Below are 18,390 nucleotides of genomic sequence, written 5' to 3' on the forward strand. Positions count from 1 at the left end.
CATCTGCCACGGCGCGGGGTGGTCGCGAAGCGAACGCCGGCGGGCGACGTCGCTGTGCCCGTCACACGAGGCCAGTGACGGCCGCGGCGCACCCTGCGCCAGGGCACCGCGCAGCAGGCAGGGGCGCACGGACCCTGTGGTATTCTGCGCGCCGTTCCGGTGCGGTGCGTGCGCGTGCCCATCCCTCGATCCGCGGCCGCGGCCGCGGTAACGCCGGATCCGGCGCTGCGATGCGCCACGCGCGCGGCGTCCGCCGTGCCTCCCTCCCGTCCGTCCTGGTCCGCCTTCCGTGAAATTCTTCGTCTCCTGCGCCAAGGGCCTGGAATACCTGCTCGTCGATGAACTGCTCGCGCTCGGCGCGGCGCAGGCCACCGCCACCGTCGCCGGGGTCAATGCCGAAGGCAGCCTGCAGGACGCGCAGCGCGCGGTGCTGTGGTCGCGCCTGGCCAGCCGCGTGCTGTGGCCGTTGCAATCCTTCGACTGCCCCGACGAGGCGGCGCTGTACGCCGGCGTGGCGGCGCTGCCGTGGCGCAGCCATCTGGCGCCGCAGCACACCCTGGCGGTGGACGCGCATGTGTCCGGCACCGGCATCACCCATGCGCGCTTCGCCGCCCAGCGGGTCAAGGATGCGGTGGTGGACACGCTGCGCGGCGAGGGCCTGGAGCGGCCGTCGGTGGACGTGGAGCACCCGGACCTGCGCCTGAACCTGTCGCTGCGCAAGGGGCGCGCGACGCTGTCGGTGGACCTGGGCGGCGGCTCGCTGCACCGGCGCGGCTGGCGCCAGGCGCAGAACGAGGCGCCGCTGAAGGAGAACCTGGCCGCGGCGGTGCTGCTGCGCGGACAGTGGCCGGCGCTGTATGTGCAGGGTGGCGGGCTGCTGGATCCGATGTGCGGCAGCGGCACGCTGCTGATCGAAGGCGCGCTGATGGCCGCCGATGTCGCGCCGGGCCTGCTGCGCGGCGAACTGGCGGCGCAGCAGCGCGGCGACACCGATGCCGATGCCGCGCCGAGCCGCTGGCTGGGGTTCGACGTGGCGTCCTGGCGTTCGCTGCTGGCCGAGGCGCGGCAGCGCGCCCAGGTCGGTCGCGCCGCGTTGCGGCCGGTGCTGTACGGCAGCGACATCGACCCGCATGCGCTGCGCGCGGCGCGCGAGAACGCGCTGGCGGCCGGCGTGGTCGAGGCGATCGCCTTCGCCGCGCACGACGTCGCGGCGTTGCCCGCGCCGGCGCAGGCGCTGGGCACGGTGGTGTGCAATCCCCCCTACGACGAGCGCCTGGCCGCCGACGCGGCGCTGTACCGGCGCCTGGGCGATGCGCTCAAGCGCGCGGTGCCGCAGTGGCGCGCCAGCCTGCTGTGCGGCAGCGACGAACTGGCCTATGCCACCGGCCTGCGCGCGGCCAAGAAGTACCAGATGTTCAACGGCGCGCTGGAGTGCCCGTTGATCGTCTGCGACCCGATCGCGGTCGCGCTGCGCGCGGGCGCCAGCGAGGAGCCGCGCGCGCTCAGCGACGGCGCGCAGATGGTCGCCAACCGCCTGCGCAAGAACCTGCGCAAGTTCAAGACCTGGCGCACACGCGAGCGGATCGGCTGCTACCGCGCCTACGACGCCGACCTGCCCGAGTACGCGGCGGCGATCGACGTGTACCAGGAGGACGGCGGCCAGGCGCGCACCTTCCTGCACGTGCAGGAGTACGCGGCGCCGGACAGCATTCCCGACGTGGACGTGCGCCGCCGCCGCAACGAACTGCTGGCGGCGGCGCGCGAGGTGTTCGCGGTGCCGGCCGAGCAGGTGGCGCTGAAGACCCGCGAACGCGGCAAGGGCGGCAGCAAGTACGGTCGCTTCGAGCAGCGCGGCGAGTTCCTGGTGGTGCGCGAGCACGACGCGCTGCTGCGGGTGAACCTGTTCGACTACTTGGATACCGGGCTGTTCCTCGACCACCGCCCGCTGCGCGGGGTGATGGCGCAGCAGGCGCGCGGCAAGCGTTTCCTCAACCTGTTCTGCTACACCGGCGTGGCCAGCGTGCAGGCGGCGGTGGCCGGCGCCGATTCCACCACCAGCGTGGACCTGTCCGGCACCTATCTGCAGTGGTGCGCCGACAACCTGGCCTTCAACGGCAAGGGCGGCGCCCAGCACCGGCTGGTGCAGGCCGACGCGCTGAGCTGGCTGGAGGCGGAGAAGAACCGCTACGACGTGATCTTCTGCGACCCGCCGACCTTCTCCAATTCCGCGCGCGCCGAGGATTTCGACATCCAGCGCGAGCACGTGCGGCTGTTGCGCGCGGCGGTGGCGCGGCTGATGCCCGAGGGCGTGCTGTACTTCTCCAACAACTTCCGCCGCTTCAAGCTGGACGAGAACGCGCTGGCCGAATTCGCGGTGTGCGAGGAGATCAGCGCGCAGACCATCGACGTGGATTTCGAGCGCAACCCGCGCATCCACCGCGCCTGGCGTCTGCAGCGGCGCTGAGAAGCGGTGCCTCGTGTGTCTTTCTGCAGGAGCGGCTTCAGCCGCGATGGGCGTGACCGGTAACGCCCGTCGCGGAGCGTAGTGCGCTGTTGCTTCTCCATCCGGGAGAAGGGGCCCAGAAGGGGCGGGTGAGGGGACGGGCGACGCCGCGTGTCCTCGATCTCTGCGCGTCGCTTCGCGCCGTCCCCTCACCCCAACCCCTGTCCCGGGGGGAGAGGGGCTTGTATCAATTGCCGTGATGCCCCAGCGCGGCCTGCGCCTTGCCGCGTGGCGGCGGGTCATCCTCGGTCTCGCGCTCGTTCCAGTACGCTTGGATCTGCAGGATCTGCGGCAGGATCGCCTCGAACAACTCGACCAGACGCGGCTCGAACTGGCTGCCGGCCTTGTCGCGGAACAGCGCCATCGCCTGTTCCAGCGGCCATGCGTCCTTGTACGGACGCGGTGAGGTGAGCGCATCGAACACGTCGGCCAGCGCCACGATCCGTGCCGATTCGGGAATCTGCGTGCCTGAAACGCCGGCCGGGTAACCGCCGCCGTCCCAGTGCTCGTGGTGGTACAGGGAGACCTCGGCGGCGAGCCGGAACAGCGGGGCGCTGCTGCGGCTGAGGATGTCGTAGCCGATCCGCGGGTGCCGCTTCATGACCTGCCACTCGTCGGCGTCCAGCGGCCCGGGCTTCTTCAGCACCGCATCGGGGATGCCGATCTTGCCGGTGTCGTGCATCGGCGCGGCCTGTTCCAGCAGGTCGGCGTCCTCGCACGACCAGCCGGCGGCCAGCGCGAGCGCGCGGGCGTAGGCGGCCATGCGCCAGATATGCGTGCCGGTGTCCGAGTCGCTGTAGTGGCCGGCCATGCCCAGCATCTGGATCGCGTCGCGATGGCTGTCGGCCAGGCTGGTGGCGCTGACCAGCGACAGGTGGGTGCGCACCCGCGCACGCAGAATGCTCGGCGAGTAGGGCTTGGTGATGTAGTCCACGCCGCCGGCGTCGAACCCGATGCTCTCGTCGGTGTCCTTGTCCTTGGCGGTGACGAAGATGATCGGGATCGCCGCGCTGCGCGCATCTTCCTTCAGGGTGCGGGCGAGGGTGTAACCGTCGATGTCGGGCAGGTCGACATCCAGCAGGATCAGCGCCGGGCGGTGCTTGGCCACCCCGCGCAGGGCTTCGGCGCCGTTCTTGGCGAACACCAGCGCGTAGTCCTCGCGCAGGAGCTGGCGGATCAGCGCCAGGTTGCTGGGTTCGTCATCGACACAGAGGATGCAAGGCTGGGTCATGGCGTGTTCCCGTCTGATACGCGCTGCTGCGCGGGCGGCGCACTCTTATGACTTTGATCATCGGCCAGCCATCGCCTGACTTTAGCCTCGGCTTCGCGGAAGGAAAAATTCTCCAGCAACAGTTGCAGTTCGGCGGCCTGTGCCGCCGGCAGGACCGGCGCCAGTTGCCGCAGCGTGCGGTCGATGCGGTCCGGATCGTCGCTGTCCAGCACCTGCAGCACCTGATACCAGGACGCCTGCAGCGTCGCCGGATCGACCGCGGCGAGGTTCGCTGCCGCGGGTGGCGCCGCACCTTGGGTGGCGTCGGCGAAGCGCAGCACTTCGGCCGCGGTGTCGGCCATCGCCGCGGCCAGCGCGGCGATCTCGGCATCGGCCTGCGTCGGCGCCGTGCTCAAGCGTTCTTCCAAGGCGGCGCTGGCGATGCTCAACGCCGGCAAGGCCAGCGATCCGGCCGAGCCGCGCAACTTGTGCACCAGCGAGACGGCCTCGGCGGGCCGTTGCGCTTCCAGCAGGGTGCGGACGCTGGCCGCCGGGTCGGGATGTTCCTGCAACAGCTTCAGCAGATAGCGCCGATACGGCTCGCGTTCGCCCCAGAGCCGCTGCGCCTGGACGGTATCGAGCAGCGCGGGGTCGCTGGCCGGCCAGTCGTCCGCCGGCAGCACCGACGGTGGCGCCGCCAGCGGCAGCAGCGGCAGCGCGGTCAGGTTCGGCGGCAGGAACCGCCGGATGATCGCGATCAGGTCCTCGACCTGGAACGGTTTGGCGATGAAGTCGTTCATGCCGCTGGACAGCGCCATCTCCTGCTGCTGGCGATAGGCGCCGGCGGTGAGGGCGATCACCGGCACGGCGGCCAGGTCCGGATCGGCACGCAGTTGACGGGTGGCTTCGTAGCCGTCCATGGTCGGCATCTGCACGTCCATCAGCACGACGTGGAAGCGGCCGGGATCGCGGCGTAGCCGCTGCAGCGCCTGGGCGCCGTCCTGCGCCAGCTCGACCAGCGCGCCTTCGCCTTCGAGGATGCGCTGCGCGACCTCGCGGTTGATGTCGCTGTCGTCGACCACCAGCAAGCGGGCCCCGGCCAGGCGTGCGACGCCGTCGCCGGGCGCTGCCGCGGGCAGCTCGCCGTTGCGACGCGCCAGCAGCATGGCGATGGTGCGCTGCAGGGCCGAGGCGGTGACCGGCTTGGTCATCACCGCATCCACGTCGGCGACGCCAGGCTGCTGCTCCTGGATCATGCGCCGCTCGTAGGCGGTGACCATGACGATGATGGGCTGCCGGTCCGGTGCCGATTGCGCGCGGATGCGCTGGGCCACGCTCAACCCGTCCAGGTCGGGCATGCGCCAGTCCAGCAGGATCACGTCGAACTCGGCCCGTTCCGGCGCGGCCGCGGCCAAGGCGGCAGTGCCGCTGGACACCGCTTCCACCTGCCAGCCGAAGCCGTTGGCGATGTCGGTCAGGCTGCGCCGCACCAGGTCGTGGTCGTCGGCGATCAGCACCCGCCGCGCCTGCGCCGGTTCGGCGTCGTCGGCCGGTGCCGGCGCCACCGTGAACGGAATGACGAAGTAGAAATCGCTGCCCTGACCGGGGGCGCTCTGCACTTCCAGTTGCCCGCCCATCAGCTCCACCAGGCGCCGGCTGATGGTCAGGCCCAGGCCGCTGCCGCCGTAGCGGCGGCTGGTGGAGGTGTCGGCCTGCAGGAACGGCGAGAAGATCAGGCTCTGCTTCTCGCGCGGGATGCCGATGCCGGTGTCGCGCACCGAGAACAGCAGCTTGAGCTTGCCGGGTTCGGCGCCGGGGAAGGCGCGCACCGACAGCGCCACCTCGCCCTGTTCGGTGAACTTGATGGCGTTGCCCACCAGGTTGATCAGCACCTGGTTCAAGCGCAGCGCGTCGCCGCGCAACCAGCGGCAGCCCGGCGGCAGCGGCTCGACGATCATCTCCACCGGCTTGGCGCTGTTCGCCGAGGTCATCAGCGCGGCGATGTTCTCCAGCAACTCGTTGAGATCGAACGGCGCCGATTCCAGGTCGATGCGTCCGGACTCGATCTTGGAGAAGTCGAGGATGTCGTTGATGATCTCCAGCAGGTTGCGTGCGGACAGCTCGATCTTCTGGATCATGTCCTGCGCCGCCTGCGACAGCGCGCTGTGCCGCAGCAGGTACAGCATGCCCAGGATCGCGTTCATCGGCGTGCGGATCTCGTGGCTCATGTTGGCCAGGAAATCGCTCTTGGACTGGTTGGCGCTTTCGGCCGCGTCGATCGCCAGGCGCAGCTCGCGCTCGCGCCGCTTCTGCTCGGTCAGATCGACCGCGATGCCGAGGTAGCCGATCACCCGGTCGTCGTCGTCGCGCAGCGTGCTCAGGGTGAGCAAGACGGGGAAGGCGTGGCCATCCTTGCTCAGGTAGGTCCACTCGCGGGTGTCGCTGCGTCCCAGCGTGGACAGTGCGGCCACCGACTCGAACGAGGGCTGCACCGGCATGCCCGACTGCGTGGCCATGCGCTCGGCGCGTGCGGCCAGTTGCTCCGGATCCAGGAACAGGCCGGTGGCCTTGCGTCCGATCAGTTCGTGCGCGGCGTAGCCGAGCAGGGTCTCGGCGGCCGGGTTGAACAGGGTGATGACGCCGTCCGGGTCGGTGGCGACGATCGCGTAGCCGGCATTGGCCAGGATCGCGCGCTGCAGCGCCGAATAGGTCACCAGTTCGCTGGTGCGCTCGGCCACCTGCTGCTCCAGCGTGGCGTTGAGCTCCAGCACCCGCGCCTGCGCGCGCACCTGTTCGGTGACGTCGTGCAGCAGGTGCGAATGGCCGATGGTGCCGCCGCGGGTGCCGGCGATCGGCGAGACGCTGGCCAGGACGCTGACGGTGTGACCATCGCGGTGGCGCAGCTCGCGGACGCCGTCGCCGCTGTCGATGGGATCGCGGACGTGCGCGCCCAGCAACCGCTGCAGCGGCTGGCCGATGGCCTGCTCCGGGGTGTAGCCGAAGATGCGCGTGGCCGCGGGATTCCAGTGGGTCACGCGGCCGTTCAGGTCTTCGGCGACGATCGCTTCGCTGGTGCCGGCGACCAGGGCGGCCAGTTGGCTCTGCTCGCTGAGGATCAGGTCGCGGCGGCGCAGGCTGGTCAGGAACACGTACAGCAGGGTGGCGAGCAGCAGCGCGATACCGGCGGCCAGCGCGCCGGCGAACAGCGGCGAGGTCTGGTCGAGCGAGCGCACGAAGCCCGGCGTGGCGTGTGCACCGATGCGCCACTGGCGTCCATAGACCGCCAGGGTGCGTTCGGCGGTGGGGCCTCCGGCCAGGATCGGTGTGGCGTCGTCGCGATAGAACGGCTGCCCAGGGTTCAGGCTGTCGGCCAGGCTCAGCTGCAGCGCGTTGCGGTGGTCGTCGGAGGAGGCCAGTACCTCGGCGATGCTCAATGGGGCGTATGCCCAGCCGCTGGTGGCCTGCCAGCGCTGTTCCGGGGTCTGCAGCGGCAGGCCTTCGCGATACACCGGCAACAACAGCAGAAAGCCGCTCTTGCCCAGCCCCGGCCGCTGCACCAGGCGGATCGGCGCGGTGATGGTGGGCTTGCCCGAGTGTGCGGCGGCGATCGCCGCGTCGCGTCGCGCCGGTTCGGAGGCGATGTCGAACCCCTGCGCCGGCGTGTTGGACTGCACCGGCTGGATATAGACGATGACGAAGCGATCGCCGTCGTGCGGGGCCAGTTCGCGGATCTGCAGCGACGGTGCGCCGTCGGCGCGGGCCTGCTGCAGGAACGCCGCCTCCTCGGCGCGCGGCACCCGCTGGATGTAGCCGAAGCCGCGCACCCCCGGAAACTCGCGCAGATAGTCGCGCGAGGCGCTGTAGCGGGAGAAGCGCTCGCGCGAGATGCGGTCGCCGCCGGCCGCGATCACCGCACCGCGCGCGCCGCGCAGGCCATGCTCGTACATGTCCAGGCGCTGCCGCAGATCGCCGGCCACGTGCGAGACCAGTTGCTGGAAGCGCGCCTGCGCCTGCGCGCGGTTGCGCTGCTGCACGCCATGCGCGATCAGCAGCGCGGCGAGCAGCCCGACGGCCAGCACGGCCAGGGCGGCGAGCCGCGCAAGCCGCGCAGGGCCGGCGATGGGTGTCCGGCGTTTCTTCGACATGCTCCCCTTTCCTCTGGCGAACGCGCGTTCGGCACGCGCATCGGCTTCCCCCCGACCGGTTGCGGGATGGCGTTCACAGCGGCGACGCAGGCCCCGCAGGTCGTCCCCCAACGCTAGCGCGGGCGTGGCTGTCGCGCCAGCCCTTCGGTCCAAAGAGTCGAGGCGTGTCTACACCTTGCTGCGTGGATGGCACCGGGTGCCGCGGGTCGGCGGTCCGTCGTGGGGTGCGTGCGTCGCATCGTGCGTCGGCAGCGGGCCGGCCGCTCCGGCGGCGCAGTGCATCCTTGTCATGCACGCTCAGCCAAGCAGCGTGACGGCAGCGTGCAGCGCCAGCCCGATCAATCCGCCGACCAGGGTGCCGTTGAAGCGGATGTACTGCAGGTCGCGGCCCACGCTCAGTTCCAGTTGCTCGACCAGGTGGCGTTCGTCCCAGCCCTTCACGGTCTGCGCGATGTGCTCGGTGACGCCGCTGCGCAGGCGCTGGGTCAGCCGCTCGGCGCCGCCGAGCAGGTGCTGGTTGAGCGCCTCGCGCAGGGCGGGATCCTGCGCCAGCGACTGGCCGAGCGCGCCGAGGGCGCGCTGCAGGTGCTGCACCAGCGCGCCGTCCTGGCGCGACAGGTCCTCGCGCAGCGCAGCATGGATCTGATCCCACAGGCCCTGCACGTACGCCTGTACGCCGGGGTGGTCGATCAGCCGCTGCTTCAGCGCCTGCACTTTCTCGGCGGTGGCGGGATCGGCGCGCAGCCGCTGCACGTAGCCGCCGAGCCAGCGCTCGTAGTCCTGGCGCAGCGGATGCTGCGGCTGCGACAGCACCTCCTGCAGTTCCTCCAGCAGCGCGTGCGCTAAGCGCTCGGCGAGGGTGTCGGCGATGCCTTCCACCGGCTTCACCCATTCCACGGTGCCGACCAGCTTGGGCCATTCGCGCCGCGCGTACTTGACGATCATCGCCGACACCCGCTGCTTGACCGCGGCATCGTCCAGCTGCCGGCCGAGCCGGGTCAGCGCTTCGTCGAGCAGTGCGTGGTGGCGGCCGTCGGCGGTGAGCAGGCCGAGCAGTTCGCCGGCGGTGGCGGCGGCGTCCCAGTCGCGCAGCCGCGCCACCACGAAACCATGGATGCGGCGCCGTACCGCCGCTTCGTCCAGCAGGTCCAGCGCCTGCAACGCCCAGCCGCGGGCCAGATCGGCCAGCCGTGCGGACTGCGCCGGTTCGGCCAGCCACTGGCCCAGCCGCGCCGCCGGATCGAACGCGCTGAGCTTGGCCAGCAGCGCGCCCGGTTCCAGGAACTGATCGCGTACGAACACCGCCAGGCTGTCGGCGATGCGCGCCTTGCCGTGCGGGATGATCGCGGTGTGCGGAATCGGCAGGCCCAGCGGGTGCCGGAACAGCGCCACCACCGCGAACCAGTCCGCCAGCGCGCCGACCGTGGCCGCTTCGCAGAACGCGCCGACCCAGGCCCACACCCCCTGCAGGCCCATGGCATGGCTGAGCAGGAAGCCGCACAGCATCGCCAGCAGCAACAGCGCCGCCAGCAGCTTCATGCGCCGCAGCTGCGCGCGGCGCGGATCGGGGGGCAGGGCAGGGGCGGAAGACACGCTCATGCGGCCGAGTCTACGCAGTGCGCGGTGAGCGCGGTTGCACGCGCGGCGGCGAGGTCATCCGGCCGCGGCACGGATGGCCGGTGCGCGTGGATCAGCCCGGCAACTGCGCGCGCAGCGCCGCCACTTCCTCGCGCAGCGCCTGGTTCTCGGCCTCGAGTTCGGCCACGCGCTGGCGCAGCGTGGCCGCCGTGTCGCCCTCGGCATCCGCCGCCGGGGCCGCGTCCTCGGCGGCGTCCGCAGGCGCCGGTTTGGGCTTGCGCTTGGACTCGCGGGCGCGCTTGGCGGCCTGCTTCAGCTCGTCCTTGCCGGCCATCGCCGCGGCGCGCTGTTCCTCCTCGGGCAGGCTGGCCACTGCCGCGGCGGCATTGATCGAGATCGCACCGGACTTGACCGCTTCCACCACCTCGGCCGCGGCCTGCTTCTGGATCTTCTCGATCTGCACCACCTGGCTGTTGCTGAGCCGCGCCACGCGCGCCAGTTCGGCGCGGCTGAGCGGTGCCGGTGCGTCGGCCCAGGGTGGCGTGTCGGTGTCGGTGTCGTTGGCGGTCTCGCCAGCCGCGTCCGGGTCAGTGGCGTCGGCTGCGGGCGCCTCTGCGGCAGCCGCGCTGGCGCGCCGCTCGGCGAGGATCTCGCGCTTGCGCAGCGCCAGCACGCCGCGCTGGAAGTCGGAGACGCTGCGCCGGCCCAGGTGCTGGTCGATCATCCACAGGTGCACGTCCTGCAGCGACTGGAAGCGGGTGTTCTGCACGGTCTGGAACGGCAACCCATGCTTCTGGCAGATGCCGTAGCGGTTGTGCCCGTCGACCAGGATGTCGCCCCACAGCACCAGCGCGTCGCGGCAGCCCTCGGCCAGCAGGCTGCGTTCCAGGGCAGCGTATTCGTCGGCGGTCAGCGGATCGATATAGGCCTTGAGGTCTTCTTTGACAACGATGTTCATCAACGGGCGGTGCGGCGTGGCGACGGGGGCGGCATTGTAGAGGCCGGGAATCGGGAACGGGGAATCGGGAATGGCAACAGCGCGTGTCGCGGCCGCATGGCCTGAGTCGTTCGCGCATGCGGCGCTTTCCGATTCCCTACTCCCGATTGCCCATTCCCGGCTTCACCCCACCACCACCTCACTGATCTGCATCACCGGCGTCAGGTCGGTGTAGTTCTTGATGTCGCCGAGGATCTCCTCCGCATGCGGGCCGAAGCCGGCCTGGAAGGCCTCCACCGACTCGCTGAAGATGTGGCACATGCCGACGTAGGTCGGGTCGCTGCCGGGGGTGCCGCCGGACAGGCCCTTGTCCACGGTGTAGCGCAGGCAGGCGGCGCCCATGCGCGCCTGCAGCAGCGGCATGTGCGTATCGCGATAGTAGGCATGGTCGAAACGGGCGCCTGGCGTGTACGGGTACATCACGCTGACCTTGATCATGGAGCGGCTCCTGTGGCGGCGGTGGGTCCCGGCCGGGCGCCGGGTGGCGCAAGGCTACACCCGGGTACGGCCGGCGCGTGTTGCGCTGCGGCGAGCCAAGCGCTTGGCGCTTGGCGCTTGGCCGGGAATGGGGAGTCGGGAATGGGGAATGGCAACAGCAACAGCAACAGCAACAGCAACAGCAACAGCAAGGGATGCGCCTGCCCGTTGACCGGTGCGCGCCGCGATGCTTTTGCGATTCCCTATTCCCGATTCTCCATTCCCCTCTACCGCATCGTCGGCATCGCGAACTCGGCGCCGGCCGCGGCCTCGGGCCAGCGCGCGGTGACGGTCTTGAGCCGGGTGTAGAAGCGCACCCCGTCCGGGCCGTGCACGTGCAGCGGACCGAACAGCGAGCGCTTCCAGCCGCCGAAGCTGTGGAACGCCATCGGCACCGGGATCGGTACGTTGATGCCGACCATGCCGGCCTGCACCTGCCGCGCGAACGCACGCGCGGCGCCGCCGTCGCGGGTGAATACCGCCGCGCCGTTGCCGTAGTCGTGGTCGGCGATCAGGCGCAGCGCGGCGGCGGCGTCGGCCACCCGCACCACGCACAGCACCGGGCCGAAGATCTCTTCGCGGTAGATGCGCATGTCGCTGCGCACGTGGTCGAACAGGCTGCCGCCGAGGAAGAAGCCCCGCGGATGGTCGGGCGCGCCCGCCGGGCGCCCGTCGACCACCAGGCGTGCGCCCTCGGCCACGCCGCTGTGGATGTAGCCGAGCACGCGCTCGCGGTGCGCGGCGCTGACCAGTGGGCCCATGTCCGGTTCGTCGCGGCCGGCGTCGGCCTGGCCCGCGCCCAGGCGCAGCGCGGCCACGCGCGGCGCCAGTCTGGCCACCAGCGCATCGGCCAGCGCGTCGCCCACGCACACCGCCACCGAGATCGCCATGCAGCGTTCGCCGGCCGAGCCGTAGCCGGCCCCGAGCAGGGCGTCGGCGACATCGTCCAGGTCGGCGTCGGGCAGCACCACCAGGTGATTCTTGGCCCCGCCCAGCGCCTGCACGCGCTTGCCCAGCGCACTGCCGCGCGCGTACAGGTCGGCGGCCACCGCGGTGGAGCCGACGAAGCTCAGCGCCTGCACCTGCGGGTACGCCAGCAGTGCGTCCACCGCCGGTTTGGCGCCGTGCACCACGTTGCACACGCCGGCCGGCAACCCGGCCTCGTGCAGCCATTCGGCCAGGAGCAGCGACGCCGAGGGCGCGTGTTCGGAGGGCTTGAGCACGAAGCTGTTGCCGCAGGCCAATGCCACCGGCAGCATCCACAGCGGCACCATCGCCGGGAAGTTGAACGGGGTGACGCCGGCCACCACGCCCAGCGGCGCGTATTCGCTCCAGGCGTCCACGCCGCGGCCGACGTCGTGCGAATGCTCGCCCTTGAGCAGGTGCGGGATGCCGCAGGCGAACTCCACCACTTCCATGCCGCGGACCACTTCGCCGCGTGCGTCGGTCACGGTCTTGCCGTGCTCGACGCTGATGCAGCGGGCCAAGGCGTCGGCACGGCGTTCCAGCAGCTCGCGGAAGCGGAACAGCACCCGCGCGCGCTGCAGCGGCGGCGTCGCCGCCCAGCCGGGGAAGGCGGCACTGGCGGCGTGCACCGCCATCTCCACCGCATGCGCGGCGCCCAGCGGCACGTGGCGCTGGACGGCGCCTGTGGCCGGGTCGAAGACCTCGGCGTGCTCGTCGCCGCGGAAGGCGACGGGCTGGCCGTCGATGTAGTGGGACAGGGTGTCGCGCATCGTGTTCGATCCTCGGATGGACAGCGTCAGCCCAGCGCGTCCAGCGGCCGCACGAACTCCTGGCCCAGCGCCTGCGCCACCGCGCGGTGGGTGAGCTTGCCGGCGTGCACGTTGAGGCCGTTGCGCAGGTCCTGGTCGTCGCGCAGCGCCTGCAGCCCGTGTTCGGCCAGCAGCAGCACGAACGGCAGGGTGGCGTTGGTCAGGGCGAAGGTGGAGGTGCGGGCGACGCCGCCGGGCATGTTGGCCACGCAGTAATGCACGATGCCGTCGACCTCGTAGGTCGGCTGCTGGTGCGTGGTCGGGTGGCTGGTCTCGAAGCAGCCGCCCTGGTCGATCGCCACGTCCACCAGCACCGAGCCGGGCCGCAGCAGCGCCAGTTGCTCGCGCGACACCAGCTTGGGCGCGGCGGCGCCGGGGATCAGCACCGCACCGATCACCAGGTCGGTGTGCGGCAGGCACTGCTCGATCGCATCGCGGGTGGAGTACAGCGTGGTCAGTTGCTGGCCGTAGAGTTCGTCCAGGTACTTGAGCCGCTCCAGCGAGCGGTCCAGCACGGTCACCCGCGCATGCAGGCCCATCGCCATGCGCGCGGCGTTGATGCCGACCACGCCGCCGCCGATCACCAGCACCTGCGCCGGCTTGACCCCGGGCACGCCGCCGAGCAGCACGCCCGAGCCGCCCTGCGCCTTCTCCAGCGCATGCGCGCCGGCCTGGATCGCCATGCGCCCGGCCACCTCGCTCATCGGCGCCAGCAGCGGCAGGCCGCCGTGGCCGTCGGTGACGGTCTCGTAGGCGATGGCGGTGCAGCCGGAGCGCTGCAGCGCCGCGGCCTGCTGCGGATCCGGCGCCAGGTGCAGGTAGGTGAACAGCAGTTGCCCAGGGCGCAGCATCGCGCACTCCTCCGGCTGCGGTTCCTTGACCTTGACGATCATCTCGGCCTGCGCGAACACGCTGGCCGCATCCTCGGCGATGCGTGCGCCGGCGCGCTCGTACTCGGCATCGGTCAGGCCGATGGACTGGCCGCCGCCGCGCTGCACCAGCACCTGGTGGCCGTGCAGCACCAGTTCGCGCACTCCGGACGGGGTCAGCCCGATCCGGTATTCGTGGTTCTTGATCTCTTTCGGAACGCCGACCAGCATGAGCGGTTCTCCAGGCAGACGCAGCGCGTGGGGAGCGCGGGCGGTGGGTTGGGTGAGGGAGGGGTCAGGGTGTGCTGCGGATCATGTCCGCCAGCACCGCGAAGATGCGCTCGATGTGCGTGGCTTCCACGATCAGCGGCGGCGACAGCGCGATGGTGTCGCCGGTGACGCGGATCAGCAGGTCGCCTTCATGGAAGCAGCGCTCGAAGATCTCGTAGGCGCGCGCGCCGGGCGCGCCGTTGCGCGGCGCCAGTTCGATCGCGCCGATCAGGCCGAAGTTGCGGATGTCGATGACGTGCGGCAGGTCGCGCAGCCGATGAATCGCCTCCTCCCACACCGGACCCAGCTCGATCGCCTTGTCGAACAACTGTTCCTCGGCATAGGTGTCCAGCGTTGCCAGCGCGGCGGCGCAGGCCAGCGGATGGCCGGAGTAGGTATAGCCGTGGAACAGGTCGATGGCGTTGGCCGGACCGTGCGCGAACGCCTCGTGGATGGCGTGGGACACGAACACCGCGCCCATCGGCACGCAGCCGTTGGTCAGGCCCTTGGCGGTGGTGATCATGTCCGGGGTCACGCCGAAGCGCTGCGCGGCGAAGGCGTGGCCGACGCGCCCGTAGCCGGTGATGACCTCGTCGAAGATCAGCAGGATGCCGTGCTTGTCGCACAGTTCGCGGATGCGCTGCAGGTAGCCGTGCGGCGGCAGCACCACCCCGGCCGAGCCGGAGATCGGCTCGATGATCACCGCGGCGATGGTGGAGGCATCGTGCAGCGTCACCAGCCGTTCCAGGTCCTCGGCCAGTTCCGCGCCATGGGTCGGCAGGCCGCGCGAGAACGCATTGCGCTCCAGGTCGAGCGTGTGCCGCAGATGGTCCACGCCCGGCAGCAGCGGGCCGAACGCCTTGCGGTTGTTCGGCAGGCCACCGACCGAAATGCCGCCGAAGCCGACGCCGTGATAGCCCTTCTCGCGGCCGATGAAGCGCGTGCGCTGGCCCTCGCCGCGGGCGCGGTGGTAGGCGAGTGCGATCTTCAGCGCGGTGTCCACCGACTCGGAGCCGGAGTTGGTGTAGAACACGTGGTCCAGGCCGGGCGGCGCCAGTTCCACCAGCCGCTCGGCGAGCACGAACGGCAACGGCGAGCCCATCTGGAAGGTCGGCGCGAAATCCAGCGTGGCGATCTGCCGTGCCACCGCCTCGACGATGCGCGGCCGCGCGTGGCCGGCGTTGCAGCACCACAGCCCGGCGGTGCCGTCGAGGATCTGGCGCCCGTCCACGCTGCGGTAGTGCATGCCCTCGGCCGAGGCCAGCAGCCGCGGCCGCGCCTTGAACTGGCGGTTGGCGGTGAACGGCATCCAGAACGCCTCCAGCGTGTCCGGCGCGCGGGTGGCCTGCGCGGCATAGTGGTCGGACAGCGCCTGGGACGAGAGGGGCGGCTGAGGGCGCATCGCAGGCTCCACGCGAGGGATGTTGAAAAAACTTTACACCATGCCGCTGCGCCGGGTGTGACCCGGCGTGTCGCAATTCGCGCGAATCGGGCGGGCTTTCCTGGTTGCGCCGCAACACGGGCGCGCCGCCCGAAATTGACCGTCCGGGGCGGGTGTGTAAAGTATCCGGCAACACCGCCACCGGCGTTCCCATTCGCGATGGATATCGGCGCCCGCCTGCATCGGGTTCGCACCGCCCACGGCCTGAGCCAGCGCGAGTTGGCCAAGCGGGTGGGCGTGACCAACAGCACCATCTCGCTGATCGAGCAGAACAAGGTCAGCCCGTCGGTCAGTTCGCTGAAGAAGGTGCTGGACGGCATCCCGATCTCGCTGGCCGAATTCTTCACCCAGGACCTGGACGCCGGCGCGGCCGATGCGCCGTTCTACCGCGCCGACGAACTGCCCGACGTCGGCAGCGACGGCATCCACTACTACCTGGTCGGCCAGCATCGCCCGCAGCGGCAGATGTGCATCCTGCGCGAGGTGATGCCGCCGGGCAGCGACACCGGCAGCGCAATGCTGGTGCACGACGGCGAAGAGGGCGGGGTGGTGGTGGCCGGCGAGGTGGAGATAACCGTCGGCAGCCAGGTGCGGGTGCTGCGCGCGGGCGAGGGCTACTATTTCGAAAGCCGGGTGCCGCACCGCTTCCGCAACGTCGGCCGCGAGACGGCGGTGCTGGTCAGCGCCAATACGCCGGCCACCTTCTGACTCGCATGCGCGCCGCGCCGCCGCCGGCCGTCGCGTGCTTCCGATCCTTCCGCCGCAGCAGGAGTTTCCGATGACCGCACCCCGAACCCGCGACGCCTGGCAGGCGCTGGCCGACACGCTGCGTCCGCGGACCCAGGCCTTCATCGACGGCCGCTACGTCGATGCCGCCAGTGGCAAGACCTTCGACTGCATCAGCCCGATCGACGGCCGCCTGCTCGGCCGCGTGGCCGAAGGCGAGGCCGCGGATATCGACCGCGCGGTGGCCGCGGCGCGGCGTAGTTTCGAGGCCGGGCACTGGTCGCAGGCCAAGCCGGCGCAGCGCAAGAAGACCCTGCTGGCGCTGGCCCAACTGGTCGAACGCCATGCCGACGAACTGGCGTTGCTGGAATCGCTGGACATGGGCAAGCCGGTGCGCGATGCGCGCGCGGTGGACCTGGCGGCGACGGTGCGCTGCCTGTCCTGGACCGCCGAGGCGGTGGACAAGCTCTACGGCGAAGTGGCGCCGACCGGACAGGACGAACTGGGCCTGATCACCCGCGAGCCGCTGGGTGTGGTCGGCGCGATCGTGCCGTGGAATTTTCCGCTGCTGATGGCCGCGTGGAAGATCGCCCCGGCGCTGGCCGCCGGCAACTCGGTGGTGCTGAAACCGTCGGAGAAATCGCCGCTGAGCGCGTTGCGCCTGGCCGAACTGGTCGCCGAGGCGGGTATTCCCGACGGCGTGTTCAACGTGGTGCCGGGCTTCGGCAAGGGCGCCGGCGAGCCGCTGGCGCTGCACATGGACGTGGACGGGCTGGTGTTCACCGGGTCCACCGCGGTCGGCCGGCGCCTGCTGCAGTGCGCCGGGTTGTCGAACATGAAACGCGCGTACATGGAGTGCGGCGGCAAGAGCCCGAACCTGGTGTTCGCCGATGCGCCGGACCTGGAGCAGGCGGCGCAGGCGGCGGCGATGGCGATCTTCTACAACCAGGGCGAGGTCTGCACCGCCGCCTCGCGGCTGCTGGTGGAGCGTTCGATCAAAGATGCCTTCGTCGAGCGCGTGGTCGCCGCCGGCCGCGCGCTGCAGCCGCGGCATCCGTTCGACGGCGACGCGGCGATGGGCGCGCTGGTCGACGAGACCCAGACCCACCGCGTGCTCGACTACATCGCCCGCGGCAACGCCGAAGGCGCGCGTCTGCTGCTCGGCGGCAAGCGCGTGGAAGTGGTGCCCGGCGGCTGCTACGTGGAGCCGACCATCTTCGACGAGGTCGGCCACGAACACACCATCGCCCGCGAGGAGATCTTCGGCCCGGTGCTGTCGGTGATCGCCTTCGACGACGAGGCGCACGCCCTGCGCATGGCCAACGACAGCGACTACGGCCTGGCGGCGGGCGTGTGGACCCGCGACATTGGCCGCGCGCACCGCGTGGCGCGCAAGCTGCGCGCCGGCAGCGTGTGGGTGAACTACTGGGATGGCGGCGACATGACCGCCCCGTTCGGCGGCTACAAGCAATCGGGCAACGGCCGCGACAAGTCGCTGCACGCCTTCGACAAGTACACGGAGATGAAGGCGACCTGGATCAATCTGGGTGAGTAGCGGGGAGTGGGGATTTGGGATTGGGGATTGGTGAAAAGCGGGGTTGCGGCTGCGGATGTCGTAGGAACGGCTTCAGCCGCGCTGGGCGTTCCCGGGAATGCCCAGCGTGGCTGAAGCCGCTCACAGAATAGGCGCTGTCACAGATCGCAGTGGCGCCACTCATCCCCAATCCCGACTCCCCAATCCCGGCTCTCTCTCCACCCGGCACGCGAAACAGCCCTGCCGCGCATGATGCAGATGCAGGTAACGCACCTGCGGGTCGGCGAAGGCGCAGGCGATCGCGGTGGCGATGCGTTCGCCGGGCAGCACGTCGGCGGCGATCAGCATGTCGCCGGCGTCGTAACCGCGCAGCGAGATCAGGCGGCGGACGATGGCATCGGGTACTTCGCCCGGCGCCGGTGTGGCAGTGGCGACGTGGCGGCGCACGTAGATCGGGCCGGCGGCGCGGTACGGGGTCTGCGCGGGCTGGTGCAGGTAGTGCAGCAACAGCAGTTCATCGCCGGGCCGCGCGTCCTCCAGGCTGATCCGGCAGGGATAGCCGAGCGCGCTGTCGGCGCGGAGGCGCCGCGCGTGACGTGCCTGCAGCTGTGCGTCGTCGAGGTCGAACAGCGGGTCGAACGCGGCGGCCGGCAGGCCGACGCAACGGAAGCTGGACATGGGCGCTCCAGGAACGGATGGAGCGCGCAGCGTGCCGGTCGGCGTGCCGCCATGCCGGCCGCATTCGGACACGGCACTGGTCACGCCTGGCATCCGGCATGGAGGCGGTGGTGCCTGGCGTCTCGGTGGCGGCGTTCGCAGCGCGCGGCGGCGGGTGAGGGGCGCGACGTACGTGCGAGGGTCGTCC

General features: G+C 70.9%; 12 protein-coding genes. 3 read left to right on the top strand and 9 right to left on the bottom strand.

Annotation, left to right across the window (positions count from 1 at the left end; genetic code table 11):
- The first annotated feature begins 289 nt into the window (after nt 1-289).
- Nucleotides 290-2,464, top strand: coding sequence for a bifunctional 23S rRNA (guanine(2069)-N(7))-methyltransferase RlmK/23S rRNA (guanine(2445)-N(2))-methyltransferase RlmL (gene rlmKL, locus SLW55_RS18070; protein WP_267099295.1), 2,175 nt, complete (start codon nt 290-292; stop codon nt 2,462-2,464).
- Between the two features lie 226 nt (nt 2,465-2,690).
- Here rlmKL and SLW55_RS18075 read toward each other — a convergent pair whose 3' ends face one another.
- The 8 genes from SLW55_RS18075 to SLW55_RS18110 all read right to left on the bottom strand — a co-directional run bounded on the left by SLW55_RS18075 (nt 2,691) and on the right by SLW55_RS18110 (nt 15,226).
- A complete protein-coding gene (locus SLW55_RS18075) occupies nt 2,691-3,734 on the bottom strand; it encodes an HD domain-containing phosphohydrolase (protein ID WP_043092412.1) in 1,044 nt (347 codons plus the stop codon).
- Nucleotides 3,731-7,858: a CHASE domain-containing protein gene (locus tag SLW55_RS18080; protein ID WP_267099294.1), complete on the bottom strand. Its 4,128-nt coding sequence runs from the start codon at nt 7,856-7,858 to the stop codon at nt 3,731-3,733. The genes SLW55_RS18075 and SLW55_RS18080 overlap by 4 nt, the downstream gene beginning before the upstream one ends.
- A 297-nt stretch (nt 7,859-8,155) precedes the next feature.
- The gene (locus SLW55_RS18085; protein ID WP_320745513.1) at nt 8,156-9,397 is read right to left on the bottom strand and encodes a DUF445 family protein; all 1,242 of its coding nucleotides are present in this window, start codon (nt 9,395-9,397) and stop codon (nt 8,156-8,158) included.
- A gap of 151 nt (nt 9,398-9,548) precedes the next feature.
- Nucleotides 9,549-10,394 (bottom strand): plasmid replication/partition related protein, encoded by an 846-nt coding sequence (locus tag SLW55_RS18090; protein ID WP_152236404.1) that lies wholly within the window; start codon nt 10,392-10,394, stop codon nt 9,549-9,551.
- Between the two features lie 162 nt (nt 10,395-10,556).
- On the bottom strand, nt 10,557-10,871 hold the full coding sequence (locus SLW55_RS18095; RefSeq protein ID WP_017908811.1) for an EthD family reductase: 315 nt from the start codon (nt 10,869-10,871) through the stop codon (nt 10,557-10,559).
- A gap of 266 nt (nt 10,872-11,137) precedes the next feature.
- Complete coding sequence (locus SLW55_RS18100) at nt 11,138-12,646, bottom strand: CoA-acylating methylmalonate-semialdehyde dehydrogenase (RefSeq protein WP_320745505.1); 1,509 nt, start codon at nt 12,644-12,646, stop codon at nt 11,138-11,140.
- 26 nt (nt 12,647-12,672) lie between these two features.
- Entirely contained in the window at nt 12,673-13,785 is a 1,113-nt protein-coding gene (ald, locus tag SLW55_RS18105) for an alanine dehydrogenase (protein WP_017912338.1), read from the bottom strand.
- A gap of 64 nt (nt 13,786-13,849) precedes the next feature.
- Entirely contained in the window at nt 13,850-15,226 is a 1,377-nt protein-coding gene (locus SLW55_RS18110; protein WP_267099292.1) for an aspartate aminotransferase family protein, read from the bottom strand.
- Nucleotides 15,227-15,424: 198 nt separating this feature from the next.
- Between SLW55_RS18110 and SLW55_RS18115 the strand changes: the two genes are divergently transcribed.
- Nucleotides 15,425-15,973: a cupin domain-containing protein gene (locus SLW55_RS18115; RefSeq protein ID WP_242159288.1), complete on the top strand. Its 549-nt coding sequence runs from the start codon at nt 15,425-15,427 to the stop codon at nt 15,971-15,973.
- Nucleotides 15,974-16,043: 70 nt separating this feature from the next.
- Nucleotides 16,044-17,546 carry an aldehyde dehydrogenase gene (locus SLW55_RS18120; protein ID WP_267092501.1) on the top strand — a complete coding sequence of 501 codons (1,503 nt, stop codon included), beginning with the start codon at nt 16,044-16,046 and terminating at the stop codon, nt 17,544-17,546.
- A 159-nt stretch (nt 17,547-17,705) separates the two neighbouring features.
- Here SLW55_RS18120 and SLW55_RS18125 read toward each other — a convergent pair whose 3' ends face one another.
- Nucleotides 17,706-18,203: a DUF1203 domain-containing protein gene (locus SLW55_RS18125; protein WP_267099291.1), complete on the bottom strand. Its 498-nt coding sequence runs from the start codon at nt 18,201-18,203 to the stop codon at nt 17,706-17,708.
- Nucleotides 18,204-18,390: the final 187 nt, after the last annotated feature.

Origin of the sequence: Xanthomonas sp. LF06-19 (assembly GCF_034105425.1) — a bacterium.
In the GTDB taxonomy this organism is placed as follows: Bacteria; Pseudomonadota; Gammaproteobacteria; order Xanthomonadales; family Xanthomonadaceae; genus Xanthomonas_A; species Xanthomonas_A sontii.

What these genes read in the sequence shown, in the direction of transcription:
- SLW55_RS18075 (WP_043092412.1), bottom strand. Translation starts at nt 3,734, where the DNA reads ATGACCCAGCCTTGCATCCTCTGTGTCGATGACGAACCCAGCAACCTG.
- SLW55_RS18085 (WP_320745513.1), bottom strand. Translation starts at nt 9,397, where the DNA reads ATGAAGCTGCTGGCGGCGCTGTTGCTGCTGGCGATGCTGTGCGGCTTC.
- SLW55_RS18090 (WP_152236404.1), bottom strand. Translation starts at nt 10,394, where the DNA reads ATGAACATCGTTGTCAAAGAAGACCTCAAGGCCTATATCGATCCGCTG.
- SLW55_RS18120 (WP_267092501.1), top strand. Translation starts at nt 16,044, where the DNA reads ATGACCGCACCCCGAACCCGCGACGCCTGGCAGGCGCTGGCCGACACG.
- SLW55_RS18125 (WP_267099291.1), bottom strand. Translation starts at nt 18,203, where the DNA reads ATGTCCAGCTTCCGTTGCGTCGGCCTGCCGGCCGCCGCGTTCGACCCG.
- SLW55_RS18110 (WP_267099292.1), bottom strand. Translation starts at nt 15,226, where the DNA reads ATGCGCCCTCAGCCGCCCCTCTCGTCCCAGGCGCTGTCCGACCACTAT.
- SLW55_RS18095 (WP_017908811.1), bottom strand. Translation starts at nt 10,871, where the DNA reads ATGATCAAGGTCAGCGTGATGTACCCGTACACGCCAGGCGCCCGTTTC.
- SLW55_RS18080 (WP_267099294.1), bottom strand. Translation starts at nt 7,858, where the DNA reads ATGTCGAAGAAACGCCGGACACCCATCGCCGGCCCTGCGCGGCTTGCG.
- ald (WP_017912338.1), bottom strand. Translation starts at nt 13,785, where the DNA reads ATGCTGGTCGGCGTTCCGAAAGAGATCAAGAACCACGAATACCGGATC.
- SLW55_RS18115 (WP_242159288.1), top strand. Translation starts at nt 15,425, where the DNA reads ATGGATATCGGCGCCCGCCTGCATCGGGTTCGCACCGCCCACGGCCTG.
- SLW55_RS18100 (WP_320745505.1), bottom strand. Translation starts at nt 12,646, where the DNA reads ATGCGCGACACCCTGTCCCACTACATCGACGGCCAGCCCGTCGCCTTC.